At 61.0% G+C, this 14,296-nt stretch carries 15 protein-coding genes; 6 read left to right on the forward strand and 9 right to left on the reverse strand.

Annotated features, from left to right (window positions below; all coding sequences use genetic code 11):
* Positions 1–3 precede the first annotated feature (3 nt).
* From AAC029_RS08915 to AAC029_RS08930, 4 genes are all read right to left on the reverse strand, one after another.
* Positions 4–690 carry a DUF305 domain-containing protein gene (locus tag AAC029_RS08915; RefSeq protein WP_339746529.1) on the reverse strand — a complete coding sequence of 229 codons (687 nt, stop codon included), beginning with the start codon at positions 688–690 and terminating at the stop codon, positions 4–6.
* A gap of 106 nt (positions 691–796) precedes the next feature.
* Positions 797–2,629 carry an ABC transporter ATP-binding protein gene (locus AAC029_RS08920; protein ID WP_339746531.1) on the reverse strand — a complete coding sequence of 611 codons (1,833 nt, stop codon included), beginning with the start codon at positions 2,627–2,629 and terminating at the stop codon, positions 797–799.
* 6 nt (positions 2,630–2,635) lie between these two features.
* Positions 2,636–4,072 (reverse strand): sulfotransferase family protein, encoded by a 1,437-nt coding sequence (locus tag AAC029_RS08925; RefSeq protein ID WP_339746533.1) that lies wholly within the window; start codon positions 4,070–4,072, stop codon positions 2,636–2,638.
* Positions 4,073–4,078: 6 nt separating this feature from the next.
* A complete protein-coding gene (locus AAC029_RS08930; RefSeq protein WP_339746536.1) occupies positions 4,079–4,921 on the reverse strand; it encodes a sulfotransferase in 843 nt (280 codons plus the stop codon).
* 207 nt (positions 4,922–5,128) lie between these two features.
* On the opposite strand from AAC029_RS08930, the gene AAC029_RS08935 reads away from it, so the two are divergent.
* A complete protein-coding gene (locus AAC029_RS08935) occupies positions 5,129–5,665 on the forward strand; it encodes a cytochrome c family protein (protein WP_339746538.1) in 537 nt (178 codons plus the stop codon).
* Here AAC029_RS08935 and AAC029_RS08940 read toward each other — a convergent pair.
* The 3 genes from AAC029_RS08940 to egtB all read right to left on the reverse strand — a co-directional run bounded on the left by AAC029_RS08940 (position 5,662) and on the right by egtB (position 8,528).
* Positions 5,662–6,333 (reverse strand): hypothetical protein, encoded by a 672-nt coding sequence (locus AAC029_RS08940; RefSeq protein WP_339746541.1) that lies wholly within the window; start codon positions 6,331–6,333, stop codon positions 5,662–5,664. The two genes, AAC029_RS08935 and AAC029_RS08940, sit on opposite strands and share 4 nt — an antisense overlap.
* Positions 6,334–6,425: 92 nt before the next feature.
* Positions 6,426–7,193: a class II aldolase/adducin family protein gene (locus AAC029_RS08945; protein WP_339746545.1), complete on the reverse strand. Its 768-nt coding sequence runs from the start codon at positions 7,191–7,193 to the stop codon at positions 6,426–6,428.
* Positions 7,194–7,259: 66 nt separating this feature from the next.
* A complete protein-coding gene (gene egtB, locus AAC029_RS08950; RefSeq protein ID WP_339746547.1) occupies positions 7,260–8,528 on the reverse strand; it encodes an ergothioneine biosynthesis protein EgtB in 1,269 nt (422 codons plus the stop codon).
* Between the two features lie 93 nt (positions 8,529–8,621).
* Here egtB and AAC029_RS08955 point away from each other — a divergent pair, with 93 nt between their 5' ends.
* The 4 genes from AAC029_RS08955 (at position 8,622) to AAC029_RS08970 (ending at position 11,574) form a co-directional block, all read left to right on the forward strand.
* Positions 8,622–9,680, forward strand: coding sequence for a DUF2336 domain-containing protein (locus AAC029_RS08955; protein WP_339746549.1), 1,059 nt, complete (start codon positions 8,622–8,624; stop codon positions 9,678–9,680).
* A 28-nt stretch (positions 9,681–9,708) separates the two neighbouring features.
* A complete protein-coding gene (locus AAC029_RS08960) occupies positions 9,709–10,479 on the forward strand; it encodes an NAD kinase (protein WP_339746552.1) in 771 nt (256 codons plus the stop codon).
* A 77-nt stretch (positions 10,480–10,556) separates the two neighbouring features.
* Entirely contained in the window at positions 10,557–11,063 is a 507-nt protein-coding gene (locus AAC029_RS08965; RefSeq protein ID WP_339746554.1) for a response regulator, read from the forward strand.
* A 13-nt stretch (positions 11,064–11,076) separates the two neighbouring features.
* Entirely contained in the window at positions 11,077–11,574 is a 498-nt protein-coding gene (locus AAC029_RS08970; protein WP_339746556.1) for an Hpt domain-containing protein, read from the forward strand.
* 2 nt (positions 11,575–11,576) lie between these two features.
* Here AAC029_RS08970 and AAC029_RS08975 read toward each other — a convergent pair whose 3' ends face one another.
* Together AAC029_RS08975 and AAC029_RS08980 are read right to left on the reverse strand one after the other, a co-directional pair.
* Positions 11,577–12,713 carry a DUF2336 domain-containing protein gene (locus tag AAC029_RS08975; RefSeq protein ID WP_339746557.1) on the reverse strand — a complete coding sequence of 379 codons (1,137 nt, stop codon included), beginning with the start codon at positions 12,711–12,713 and terminating at the stop codon, positions 11,577–11,579.
* Positions 12,714–12,793: 80 nt separating this feature from the next.
* Positions 12,794–13,594 carry a transglycosylase SLT domain-containing protein gene (locus AAC029_RS08980; RefSeq protein ID WP_339746559.1) on the reverse strand — a complete coding sequence of 267 codons (801 nt, stop codon included), beginning with the start codon at positions 13,592–13,594 and terminating at the stop codon, positions 12,794–12,796.
* 147 nt (positions 13,595–13,741) lie between these two features.
* Here AAC029_RS08980 and AAC029_RS08985 point away from each other — a divergent pair, with 147 nt between their 5' ends.
* Positions 13,742–14,119, forward strand: a complete 378-nt coding sequence (locus AAC029_RS08985; RefSeq protein ID WP_339746561.1) for a DUF6491 family protein — start codon at positions 13,742–13,744, stop codon at positions 14,117–14,119.
* Positions 14,120–14,296: the final 177 nt, after the last annotated feature.

Below are 14,296 nucleotides of genomic sequence, written 5' to 3' on the forward strand. Positions count from 1 at the left end.
CCCTCAGCCGATTTCGGCCAGCATGGCGCGCATGCGCTGAATTTCAGTGGATTGATCGGCGATGATGGCGGTCAAAAAATCGGACATTTCCGGGTCCTCACCGCCACCGGGCTCGTTGAGCAACGCTTCGACCATGCCGATCGCGCCCTGGTGATGTTCAATCATGCCGGTCAGAAAGAGTTCGTCGAATTGTCGCCCCTCGGCCGCGGTCAGTTCGACCATCTGCGCCGGTGACAGCATTCCGGGCATCAGCGGCGTGGTCGACGGCATCGAGCCCTCGCCAGCCATGTGACCGGCTCCGTGGCCAGGCATTTCGACGGCCTCGCCCCGGCGTGTCAGCCAAGTCTGCATCATGGCGATCTCGCCCGTTTGCGACAGGGCGATGCGTTGGCCCAGCAGGCGAACGCGGCGATTGCTCGTGCGCGCCTCGATCAATCCGCCCATCTCCACGGCCTGGCTGTGATGGACGATCATGTGTTGCATGAATCGGGCATCGGCCGGCGTGTAATGGCTGCGCCCAAGCTCCAATGATTGCTCTGCCGTGATTTCGCGGCTGGGTGCGCCCGGCGCGCCAGGCTGCATGATCGGCGCGGTCTCGTCCGGCTGGGCGGGAAAAGCGGCAGGACAAAGCAGGACGAAGGCCGCGAGAACCGGCAACGTCTGCAAAAGCCCCTTGCGACGGAATTTCATTGGTTCGCCCCCGCGCTCTATGCCCTCGCCATGCAAGCCGAGCGAACTTTAGACGTTCTGGGGACGAGGGCAAGTTGGGTCTGGCAAAAGGGGACATGCCCGCCCCTCACCCTTCCCGATACGGGTCCGCCTGGCTCTCGAACAGTTCCCCATAGAGCCCGCCCGCCGCGATCAGCGCGTCATGGGTGCCGGTTTCGATCAACTGGCCCTTGTCGAGAACGATGATCTGGTCGGCGGTGCGCAGATTGGACAGGCGGTGGGAAATCAGGATGACGGATTTGCCATCCAGCGGGCGCTGCATGAACTCGGCCTCGGCGGCGGGGTCCATCGCGGCGGTCGGCTCGTCGAGGATGAGGATATCGGCCTCGTCATTGAGATAGGCACGCGCCATGGCGAGGCGTTGCCATTGCCCCCCGGAGAGGTCATGGCCGTCGATGAAATGGCGCGACAGCCTCGTGTCGAGGCCGGCCGGCAGTTCGGCAATCAAATCCTCGGCCAAGCCGAGCCGGGCCGCTCGCGCCAGATTGTCCGCATCGGTTTGCGCCAGGCCCAGTCCGGCGGCGATATTGTCGCGTGCGCTCAGCTTGTAATTCATGAAGGGCTGGAACATCACCCCGAGCCGTTTCGCCAAGGCGCCGCGCTGCCACTGCCGCAGATCCAGCCCATCGAGCGTCACCCGGCCACTATCGGGCGCATAGAGCCCGGTGGCGAGCTTGACCAGGGTGGTCTTGCCGGAACCATTGGCACCGACAATGCCAAGGCGGGCGCCATGGGGCAGATGGAAGCTGATCGTGTCCAGCGCCGCGCGCTTGCGACCCGGATAGCGATAGCTGACATTTTCAAAGCGCAGACCATCGCTCGGGTCCGGTCCGGCGGCGGCGCCGCTGGTCCGATCCTCCTCGGGCAGGGCCATCACTTCAAACAAATTGGCGACATAGAGCAGATCCTCGACGACGCCGTTGAAGGCCGCCATCAGGGTTGAAACATTGGTCTGCCCTTGCTTCAACAACCCGACCAGCATTGTCATCTGGCCCAGGGTGATCGCGCCGCCAATCGTCACCCAGACGATCCAGACCTTGCCACCGAGAAAGACTGCCGAGCTGAGCACGCCGAGCGCCGCTGCGATCCAGGCCTGACGCGCATGCAGGGCACTGTCGGCGCTGTGCAGGCTTTCGAATAATTCGCCATAGCGGCGCAGCAATTCATCACCGAAGCCGAAATGAAGCCGTTCACGTGCCGCCGCCTCGGTGGTGATCAGGCTTTCCAGATAGCTGCGATCACGCATTTGCGGCGAACGGCCAGTGTAAAAACGGTAGGCGGTGCTTGCAAAGCGCAGATTGCCGATGAAGAGCGGCAGGCCGCCCGCCACCACCAGCACGAACAGCCAGGCCGAGAAGCCCCACAGCAGTGCCGCGACCGAGACCAGGGTCACGGCCTGCTGGGCACCGTCGAACAGGCGATTGACCAGATTATAGGGCCGGCTCGCCGCGTATTGCCGGGCCAGCAGCAATTGCTGCTGGATCGTCGCATCCTCGACCTGAACCAGCGACAACGCCGCCGACTTGCCGAGAATCAACGAGGTGACGGCGAAACCGAGCTCAGCGTGCAGTCGTGTCTTGTAGAAAACCAATATCCGGCGCGCGGCCAACAGGACAGCGAGTGTCGCCGCTTCGGCTGCAACCCAGATCAGGGCAAGATCGCGATCAATCGGGTCGGCGCTGGCCATCGCGGTGACGACCCCGTCGATCACCAGTTTTGAAAGATAAAGCGCCAGCGCCGGCAACAGCGCGACGAACAGGTTCAGCGCGCCGATCAGCAGGGTCAGGCCCGGGCTGGTCTTCCATGTCAGTGCGAAGGTCCGCCAAGCGTATTTCGCGCCGGTAGCAAGGCCTGGAGCCGGCGACGCCGCAAATTCCTCCGACGGGCCGGTTTCAGCCATGGCTTATCAGGCCACGCGGGCCGCTTGCCGCTGCGGTTCGGCATCGGCCAACATCAGTGCTGACATGACGGCACCATTGTGCGGGAAAGGCGCTGCGGGCACCGGCCGGCCGAGAAACTCGGCCAGCTTGCCAAAGCCTTCGCCGGAACAGATATCGATGATCAGCAGATCCTCCGGGCGGTCCTTGAAATACTCCATCACCGAGCGAACGTGCGCGTCGTAGACGGCGGCGAACCGCTCCGGGTCATAATTATAACAGCCATAGACCGCAGCCCGCAGGAATTGCCGCATCCGCAGATGGACATCCTCGTCCGGGTCGTCGAACTCCTTGAAGGCCGGGCGATTATACCAGTGGCGGGCACACGAGGCGAGCCAGCTCTCGCGATCACGCACGGTCAGGACGAATTTGCTGCCCGGATAGAGTTTGTCGAATTGCGGGTAGAAGGGAATGGTCGTGATATCGGTCAGCCCGTCGAGATCGCGCAGGATCGTCAAGTCATACTGGGCGTTGGACAGCTCCACATAGGTGTCCTCGTCAATCGGATAGTGCGAGCAATCATAGCCAAGCATTTGCAGCGCGCTGGTCAGGCTGCGCGTCCCGGTCCGGCTGAGGCCGAGACCGAAGATCTTCGGCTTCGAAGCTTTCTGGCCATAGCCCACCCGGTTGCGGTTATCGCTCAGCCAAGTGTCGAGCTCCTCTCGGGTGAAGTCACCCTTGTCGGCAATGCCCATCCGCGCGAGTTCGGCCGTGGCATGCTGCGGCAGTGCCTCGATAAATTCATGCACCTCCTGCGGCGTCGCCGAAGCCGGCACCGACGCGCTGGCAAAGTCGACGGCGTGGCGGGCAATCGTCAGGTCACACATCACGCCCGGCTCGGTCTTCCAAGCCTTCATGGCACGGATCAGGCGTTGGCGCTGTTCCTTGGTCCGGCTGCGCAGCTGGCGCAGGGCATATTTCATGAAGACGTGGTGATAGGACTGGAAGTGATCGTGCAGAATATCGAAATTGCGGAATTGCTTGCCCGCCCCCATCGGCTTCATCGCCAGATTGCGCAGGCGCGATTCCGGACGGAGCACGTATTTCAAATCATTCTCCGGCACTTTCGTCGCCGCCATCGCCCGCACGACATCAATGCGTGTGATGTGGACGCCGCAATGCAGCCGGCCGCGGAAACGGTCGCTGACATAGGAATCGACATAGGGCGCATCGCAGGCATCGATGAAAGCGCGCATATCCTCGAGGATCAGGCAGTCGGCATCGACATAAACGACGTAATCGCAATCATGCTCGATGCTGAGCATCTGATTGACGCATTCCGTGAACGGACGCACATCATTGAGAATGAACGTGTTTTCGGGCCGGATATGTTCCTGCGCCAAGGCCAGAGCGACGTCGCGGGTGCGCTCGTCAATCTGCCGGAAAACGAGGTCAACTTTTGCCATAACCGTTCAAACTCCAACACTGAACTGTGCATTAAATTCGCCAGCGAGCGTCTCGAACAAGGCCAGATGGGCCGGGTCGAGTTCGTGCTTCCAGCGCAGATCGAGTTCAATCCCGCCGGAATGATTCTCGTAATAGCCACTTGTCCGATCCGTCAGGGAGACAAAAGCCTCGTCGGGATCGTCAAAACGCGTCTTTGCAGCGATGAACTGGGTGCCGCTATTTCCGCCCAGCACATGGTGAGACTGCTCGGCGAAGCGCAGCATGGCCGGCTCGAAATCGATCTGAATCAGGTCGCACACCCGGCGGACTTCCGCCTCGGTCTGCGTCGACAGGCTTTCATAACTGATCTGCAATTTGGGCCCCTCGAAGGCGTCGAACACTGCCTGGCTCGATGCCATTTTCCCCATCCACTGCACAATTTGCGCCTCAGCCCCACGCTCCGGATATTTCCGGATTCGCGAATTGACCACGGCGCGTCCGTCTCGGGTCAGGAATAGCAAACAGGCCTGCCCGCCCGACTTGTCCATCTCGGCGGCACGCGCCTCGATCCAAGCCTCATCTTTTGTAGAATCGATGATGACTGTGCGATGAACGTGAGCGGAAATCTGTTCATAAAGCGGATTTTCGCGATCCCAGCGGAAGCCGGCCCAAACCTCGCAGCCCTCGCCGCAAATCTTGCACACACGCTTGCGCAAAGGTTTGTTCTCATCGCCGAGATTGCGAACCTTGGCGCCCTCGCCGACATAGAAGGCCTGCGAGTGACTGCCCAGAATCATGCCCAGCAGGGTCGATCCGGAATGCCCCGCGCCGCACATAAGCACGGCTTTCAGCTCGTCAACGCGATTCATGACACCCCCTCGATCGGCCAATCCTGCCTCAAACGGACCGATCACCCCTATTTGGCGATGTGGAACCCCAAATCCAGTTCCACTGCAAGAGAAATTGCATCCATGACGATCAACAAGCACGAACCGCTGGCGGCGGCATCCTGCCACATGGTATTGCGTCGCGGTCGCGACTATACGGCAATCGTCCCCACAAAGCGGAGTAATAACATGTCACGTGCCCTATTACCCGTGCTCGCCTCGCTGGCGCTGGTCGCCTGCGGGAATAGCGCAGATTCGCCCTCTTCAGCCGCCGCCGCGACCCAGGGCGATGCCCAATCGGCCAATACTGTCGCCGTGGCAGATAGCCCGGCCGAAATTGCTGCGACCACTCACCGTGCAGCTGAGACGCCGACCGGTCCCGCTCCGGCTGTGCTGGCGTCAGCCGATGCCGATCTCGACAATGGGCAGCGCCAGTTTCGCCGTTGCCAGTCCTGCCACACCATCAATGAAGGCGGTCGGAACACGGTCGGCCCCAATCTCCACGATGTGTTTGGCCGCCCCGCCGCCAGTGCGGAAGGGTTCAGCTACTCCCGAGCGCTGAGCGAGTCGGGCCTGACTTGGGATCACGACACGCTCGACGCCTGGATCGAGAACCCGCATCGACTCGTGCCGGGCACCCGGATGAGCTTCGTTGGCTTGCGCGATGCCGATGATCGCCGCGATGTGATTGCCTATCTCGAATCGATGAACGCGAGCGAGGACTAGAAGCGACGCCAGACTGACAGGAAGAATGCGCGCTCGTCGATCGTGTTGCGACCGGCGGGGGTCAAAGTCGCACCAAGGTCGTATTCTAGCCCACCGATTTCACGGCCGACGGAGAGCTGCAGCTTGTGCTGCTCGAATTCACGGGCGTCCGGGCGGGGCGTATCCAGACTCCAGACCGAAAACTCTTGCGCGAAGACGTGCCAACGCAGGGCGGGTTGCCAGCCCAGGGTCAGGTCAAGCCGGGCCTCATCGGAATATCCACCCTCCCGCCGGCGGTAGGCGAGTTGGGCATCAGCGAACAGGCGGGAGGACAAATTTCCGCCCCATAGCGCCCGCGCCTCCCAGGCATTGCCGCCATCGCCCAAGGGTTGGTCGGAGATGTTTTCGCCTTCGCCGGGTAGTATCGCCATAGCTTCCACGGACACTACTTGCCGACCTGTCACAAATAATGACCGGCGCAGGCCGATCTCGGTCGCGGAAAAGCCGCGCGCGCTATCAAAGTCCGCTCCGCTCCGACGTTCTACCGTCTGCCATGCAGCCCGCGTCACCAGAGTGATGCGTTCGGTCAGCCCATATTCGAGATAGAGCGCAAGCTCGTCCTTGTAGAAATAACCATCATCTTGACGCTCTCCCGCATCGTCGAAAGACAGCTCGGCACGATCATGCAATGTCGTGGTGATCAGGAGCCCCTCGCCGCGCGGTTGCGGCCACGCCCCGGGATACGCGGGAGCCGTGGCCGCAAACAGCGACAGCGCAGCGATCAGGTGTCGAAGCCAGGGCTTTCGCGGCGAACGCGGTCGAGCAGTGCAGCCCAGCCAATTTCCTTGAAGAACTCGTTGCCGGAGATCTCCGAGGACTGGCCGAATACCCGATCCTGCATCTTCTGATCCCATTCGATCAGCTCTCCGCCGGCTTGTGCCATCACCTGGATACGACACGCACGCTCCAGTATGTAAATTCTAATATACGCGCTAAACGGGTGATCGCCAACCGCCAACGTGCCATGGCTGGAAAGGATCATCAGATTCTTGTCGCCCAGATCGGCCACGAGGCGTTTCTTTTCATCAGCTTCCAGCGCGATTCCCTCATAGCCGTGATAGGCGACATCATTGAAAACATTCATCGCGAGCTGGGAAATTGGCCGCAGGCCACCCTTCTGCGCCGCCACGGCAACACCCGCATCGGAATGAAGGTGGAGCGCGACGTGAACATCTTCGCGCGCCGCATGAATGGCCGAATGAATGGTGAAACCCGCCGGATTGATGCCGTAGCGCGAGGGCGGCAGCACATTGCCGTCCAGATCGACCTTCACCAGATTGGAGGCAGTCACATCCTCATAGAGAAGGCCGAAGGGGTTGAGCAGAAAGTGCTCCTCCGGACCGGGGACACGCATTGAGATATGGGTGAAGAAAAGATCGTCCCAGCCATGCATGCGCACGAGCCGGTAGAGCGCGGCCAGATCGCAGCGCGCTTTCCATTCCTCCGCCGACACCTGGTCTTGCACCGATACTGCCGCTTGATCGTCCATGAAGGCCTCCCGCTCAAAATTTTCTGTTTTTGTCTGCACCAATCATCGGCCGACGGGCCGATCCGGTCAAATGTCCTTTGCCAGCCGCAGGCCGGAAAACTGCCAGCGCGTCTGAGGTGGAAAAAAGTTGCGATAGGTCGGCCGCACATGCCCCATCGGCGTGGCGCAGGATCCACCGCGCAATACGTATTGGCCAGACATGAACTTGCCATTGTATTCGCCGACGGCACCGGCCGCCGGACGGTAGCGCGGATAGGGCGCATAATCCGACCGAGTCCATTCCCAGACGCCGCCAAACATCTGGCGCAAGCCCTCGCCCGGTGTCGAGACGGCCGGGTGAGCGGAAAAGCCCGGAAGGGCAAAACATCCATCAGGGCCAGCCGCGCGCAAGGCGGCATGCTCCCATTCGCGCTCGCCGGGCAGACGCGCCCCGGCCCATTCGGCATAGGCGCAGGCCTCGTAGAAGCTGAGATGCGCCACCGGCGCGTCGGCGAGCGGGACAGTCTCGCCATGCAAGGTGAACTCCAGCCATTCACCATCCTGCTCACGCCAATAGAGCGGCGCGCGCCAGCCCTCAGCTTCGACGCGGCCCCAACCATCGGACAGCCAGAGCGAGGGCGTGTTGTAACCGCCATCTCGTATGAAGGCGGCAAATTCTCCATTCGTGACCGGACGGTCGGCCAAGGCGAACGGGGTCAGAACGGCCTGGTGAGACGGACCTTCATTGTCGAATTGGAATGGCGCGTCCTCGATCCCGAAGGCGAATACGCCGCCATCGAAGCCGATCCAGGACGCCAGTGCCTCAGGCGCCGACGATATCGAGGCCAATCGTTCAGGGAAGGCAACCGGGCCAAAAGGGTGCCGAGACAGCACGTGCTTGATATCCGTGAGGATCAATTCCTGATGCTGCTCCTCATGCGCCAGTCCTAGACGAAGCAAAGGCTCGATAGTGAAAAAATCTTGATCCTGGTCAACGCGAAGTAAACGCTCCATCGCCGAGTCTACATGCCGACGATATCCCAGCACATCTTCCAGCCCCGGTCGCGAGAGAAAACCGCGCTCCGCACGGGCATGCCGCGTGCCGATCGAGTTATAGTAAGAGTTGAACAAATAGTTGTAATTACTATCATATTCTACGTAGCCTTCGAGATGTTCCTGCAGCAGGAACGTCTCCCAGAACCAGCTGGTATGGGCCAAATGCCATTTGGTCGGGCTGACGTCCGGCATCGTCTGGATCGCCATATCCTCCCGATCAAGACACTCTACCATGGCTTGTGTATTCGCCCTCACATGCGAATATTCAACCAAGGGTGTTGGCCGAGTTTTGTCTTTCATTTTTACTTCGACTCCCCAACAGCCTCATTAACAAGTTTTCAAGGCCAGTCCGCCTTAATGCGATGTAACAATAAACAATCACACGCCAGGTCCATGGTCAGCAACTCCGCGCACGCTATCGCCCAACTCGCCCAATTGCGAGACCCCACGAAACGCCAGCAATTGGCGCTCGGCGTCACGGAAATGTGCCTGGCGCAACAGCTTTCGCCCACTGCCGAGCCCATCGCGGGCGAGCTTCTGATCACGCTCTCAAGCGCCATCGACACCAAGACCAAAATCGCGATGGTCGAAAAGCTGTCGGCCTCCGACTGGGCACCGCATTCTGCCATCCGCCACTTCGCCTTTGACGAGATTGAAGTTGCCGGCATCGTCATACGCGAGAGTTCATTGCTCAGCGAGCAGGACCTGATTGCCCTCGCGCAAACAGGCTCCCCGGAGCATCGGCGCCACCTCGCCAGCCGGGCCAATCTTTGCCTGTCTGTGACTGACGTTCTCGCCAAGCCGGCTGAGGCGGTGATCCTGCGGGCCCTCGCCAATAACGACACGGCCCAGATCAGCGAATCGACACTGAATATCTGCCTGACCGTTGCCAAGGATCATCTGAAATTGCGCGAGGCGCTTGCCCGCCGCCATGATCTGTCGACCGATTACGCGACCCAACTTTGTATCATGCTGCCGGAAAACTGGCGCGAGGAATTATACCGCCGTTTCGGATTGGACAAGGATCGAGTCGAAGGCCTTGCTGTCAAGGCTGCTCTGAGTGCCACGCCAGCCGGAATCGATAGCGAGGCGGCAAAGGCCGTGGATGCTGCCGAGGAGTCGGAAAAGCTGACAGGCCAATTCGCGCTGACAGCGCTGAAAGCGGGCCGGGAAGCCGTATTTGACCATGCCGTGGCCCGTCTGTGCGGCCTGACACCGGCGCAATGGCGCGTCGCACTGACAATGGGCGGTGTCCGGGCTGCCGCGATGGCCTGCCAGGCCTGCGGGCTTGATCGCACCGCCTATCCGATCGTCCACCGTGCGCTGCAACGGTCCGGTCGCATGCACCAACAGCTTGAAGGCGACGCGATGAATGCCGCCGCCAATGTGTTCCGCATGTATGGCGCGCAGAAAGCTGCGAAAGTCTTGCGTCAACTCGGCAGCAGGGCTTGAATGGGCTCCGGCTTACACGGACCTCCCCTTGACCCCTTCCCCGTCTTTCGCATTCCTCGCCAGCCCAAGACCCGATGCCAAGGCCGCCAAAGCCCGCCTTGAAGCGCGTTACGGCCACGTCCCATTGCCCGAGGCCGATATCATCATCGCACTCGGCGGCGATGGCATGATGCTCGACGCCCTGCACGCCGCGATGAGAAGCGGCGCAAAGGTCTACGGCATGAATTTCGGTTCCGTGGGCTTCTTGATGAATGAATTCCGCGAGGACGACCTTCCCGATCGCTTGGCCAATGCGGAGCATGCCCGGTTGCACCCGCTGCGCGCGACCGGCGAAGATGTCTATGGCCACCCCTTCCAAGCCTTGGCGATCAATGAAGTCTCGCTGCTGCGCGGAACCCGCCAGACCGCGAAAATCACGATCAAGATCGACGGACGCCCCCGCATGAGCGAGCTTCAGGCTGACGGCGTCATGGTCGCAACGCCGGCCGGATCGACCGCGTATAATCTCTCCGCTCATGGCCCCATCCTGCCGCTCGATTCCAAGGTTCTGGCCCTGACGCCGATCAGCGCATTCCGACCACGCAGATGGCGCGGCGCACTGTTACCTCACACGGCCAAGGTCGGATTTGAAATCGTCGAACCTCGGCTGCGCCCGGTCCATGCGGTCGCGGACAACCAGGAATTCCGGGAAGTCGCTTGGGTCGATGTCGTCGAGGCCGATGACGTCACCCTGACGACCTTGTTCGATCCCGGTCGCGATCTGGCGGAACGCATCCTCGCGGAACAGTTCGAAAGTTAGGCGTATTTAGGGGGACGTTAAGCACCCGGCCTTACGGTAGCGGATACGCATCGAACCAAAATCACACCGGCGACACGATGAAGATAGCGCTCGAAGAAATCCTGACACAAACCCGCGTGTTGGTCGTGGACGACAACGCTGCGCTGCGCGGCGTATTGCGCGTCTCCCTGCAGTCTTTCGGGTGCCCCAGGGTCATCGAGTCCGGCACCGTCACCCATGCCCTTGAGATATTGAAGACCCAGCCCGTCGACCTCGTCATCACCGACTGGAAGATGAAGCCACGCGACGGCCTCGAGCTGGTGAGCAGTGTCCGATCGCCAATGACCAGCCCGAGCCCCGGCCTGCCGATCATCATGCTCACGGCCTATGACAGCACGGACCGCATCCGCCAAGCGCGCCGCGTTGGCGTGAATGCCTTCCTGATCAAGCCAGTAACCGCCGCCGCGCTGGCCGCTTGCCTGCGCGACGTCCTGACCGGTGATAACGGTTTGGTAGAAACAGATTCCTATGTCGGCCCCGAGCGCCGGCAAGCAACACGCACGGAGCAGTCCGGTTCCAATACCGAACGCTCAGCTTCCGTTTGAGAGGACCTCACTGATGGCCAAAACCAATTCCGATGTCGAAATGATCGCCGCGCCAAACATGCTGCAGATCAAGATCGGTGGTCCGATTGGTGCAGTCGACATGCACCTGATCGAAAAGGCCGAGGGCGCCCTGCAAGCCATGCGGTCCGATTTCGTGCTCTGGCTTGAAGACGAAGTCGAGAAGCTCGAAAAGGCGGCGGTCGTTGTCCGCGAGAAGGGCTTGAAAGGCAAGGAAGGCGAAGATCTCTTCATCCGTGCGCACGATTTGCGCGGTCTGGGATCCACCTATGAGTTCCCACTCATCACGCGCCTGGCCTCATCAATGACCAAGCTGATCGATATTCCTGAAAAGCGTCAAGTCGCGCCGCTCGGACTCGTCCTGGCACACGTCAACGCGATTCGCGCCGCGCTGGTTCAGAATATCCGTGACAGCGGCGATCCGATCGCCGACGAACTGGCCGGCGAATTGGAAGCGATGGCAATTGCGTTTGAAGCGCCCTGGAAAGACTAGACTCAGCCCGTCGCAGCGAGGGGCTGAGCGTCCTCGGCGAAGCGGCGCAGCATATAGTCAAGATCTTCGTCCGGAATACCCTGGAAGCGCGTAATCGCACGCTCCGCCAACACGCGCCGGAAATGCTCCCGGCCCTCGCCATCATGCGGCATCTCTGTGGAATGATAGACATCGAGTCCGGCACGGATCGCCGGGTAGAGCCGCGGCGGCATGCCGGTGCGGTCATAGATCGCACGCAATCCGAGCGGTCCGGCGTCGTGAACCAACAGCCAAGCCTTCGCATGCGGCAGGCCCGACAGCTCGGCAAAGGCATGCTCAACAAACACGACATGACCGCGGAACAGGGCCCGCAAGACCAGTGACGGTGTCAGTCGGCTATTCATGCGCAATTGCTGCACGAAATGCTTGGGATTGTGCGCCAGGCCAGCCTGGTCGACGAGATCGACAGTCGCGCGTTCGCGCGCGCCTTCAGCGATCTCGACAGCGAGTTGTGGCGGCAAGGCATGAGTTTTGACCAAGCGAGCTAGGGCCTGGTCGCTGATGTGAGAGATCAGTCGCTCGGTGATATCCAGCGGCAGGTGTGATCGGGCCACGAAAGCATCCATCACCGGCTGGTTTTCGCAAAACTCACTGAAGGCGCGCTGATAGGCCGCCTCATCGAAATCGGCACCATCATTGGAGGCCGCGATGCCAACCGCCTTCTCGTCGGTCGAATCCAGGATCTCGTGGACAACGATCGCGGAAACATGATCGCGAGCGGCGACGGCGCAGAGCTTCGCAGAACTGGCTGACCGCAAAACTTCGATCAGGTCCTCATCAGTCAGCATCGGGGAGGATAACAGTACCGGTGCAGCAACTGAATCGACATCGGCCGCGAGACGAACAGCAAGGTCGTGCGGCAGATTGGGGGATTGCCGCAGCGTCACGGCCAAAGCGCGGCGTACGAGCTCCGCAGCATCGCGGGCGATCAATTCGAGGATATCGTGCGCGGCGGCGCGTTCGACCTCGGTCAGGTTGGCGGTGTCGATCCGATGACAGATCTTGCGTGCCGCGAGGGCACGGTCTTCGACGGTCTCACCGCGAACCAGGCGGCGGACATCGGTCTCGTTCAGGCGATTTCGCAGCGCGACGACAGTCATGATTTTCCCGAATTCTTTCAGAACTTAATGAAATCTAACTCCGACATGCTTAATGAAAGCTTGCCGCATGCCGGTCCGGTTCACGATTCTCGGACGCGGCCAGCGGTCGGAGCGTCAAGCGATGCGAGAATTTCGACCAAGGCCGGCGATAATTCGCCATCACCAACCCGGAAACTGCCGGGATTGAGCGCCCCGGAATAGACGCCCGATGGCGCCCCCGATCCAGGGCGAGGCGTGGAGGTACGCTCAATCGATTGCGTAGAGATTGCAACGACCGGCCGCTCCTGGGTCAAAGATGCGAGCACTTCGCTTGCCGAACGCGAGCGGCCGCCATCGTAAAAAATCGGGCGATTGGCACGGGCCGCCTGGGGAAATAATTCGTCGGCGGGCACGGCAGGAGAACGCTCTGCTGCGGCGATCAGACCCGCAGCGCCCTGCGCACCGAGAAAATGCGCGGCGTAGAGCTCGCCGCCCGATGCCGGACGGCCCAAGCGCGACTGGATGACTTGCGCGTTTTCGGATGCCAGTTCGCCAGCCATCCGCGCGGCGGTTTCCGGATCAAAGCGCAAATCGAGAATCCGTTCACGTTCAGCCGGGTCTGCGACGGCGAGCCTGCCGTCCTGCCCCTGCGTGATCGACTGTGCGGCATCGCCATGACCATGTTCAGCCCCATGGCGTTGCATAACGCCGAGCCAGGTCTGCTCGATGAATTGATACATGCCGGCGGCGCTCGAGGACGAGGCCTGCGCGTCGGCGTCGAAATTGCTTTCCCGCGCGGCGGTCCGCAGCAGGAAATTAAAGTCAGCGCCGGTTTCCTGCGCTGCCTGACGGATCAGGCGCGTCGTGGATTCCTGCTGGTTTATTTCAATCGGGCTGACCACGTCAGTCCTCCACCGCAATTTTCTGAATCGATTCGAAGCCCAGCATTGCGCCCGGCGGCCTAACCCCGCGTTAACGATGATCATGGCGCACTCGCGCCGGACTGTGGTAATATTGAGTTGAGGGACTGAACCGGATTGGAGTTTACGATGCCCCGTATCCATTTTGCTGTCGCGCTCGCCATTGCTGGTGGGCTGGCTCTGAGCGCACCCGCGGCGGCCGAACGACTTCGCTTGGTCAATATCAACGGCTATAGCGTGATCGATAACGAGCACATGATGCTCCAGGGCGGCGTTAGCCACTCCTATTTGGTGACGCTGCGCCATCGCTGCCCCGGCCTTCGCTTCGGCGTCGAGGTTGGCCTGAGCTTTCCATCGACCACGACGCTCTACACGCCCTTCCTCGAATATGTTTACACCACCGACGATGTGCGCTGTTTCATCGACACAATCGAGCCGATTGAAAACGTCGATGCCGCTCGGGCACTGATCGAACAGCGCGCGACCGAGGCCGAAGCCGCCCAATAGCCGCGGCTAGTGGTCAAAATATTCGCAGAGTGACGATGCTCGGTGGACACGCGGTCGACGAGTACCCAACGTGTACCGTATAGCCGCACCGACTCGGTCGAGCCGTGCCTGGACTGAAAAACTCGCTGGGCGGAGCCAACGAAGCCGCCAAGCTTTGCGTCCGATCACGCCGGGAAC

The organism is uncultured Maricaulis sp. (assembly GCF_963975345.1).
Classification (GTDB): Bacteria; Pseudomonadota; Alphaproteobacteria; order Caulobacterales; family Maricaulaceae; genus Maricaulis.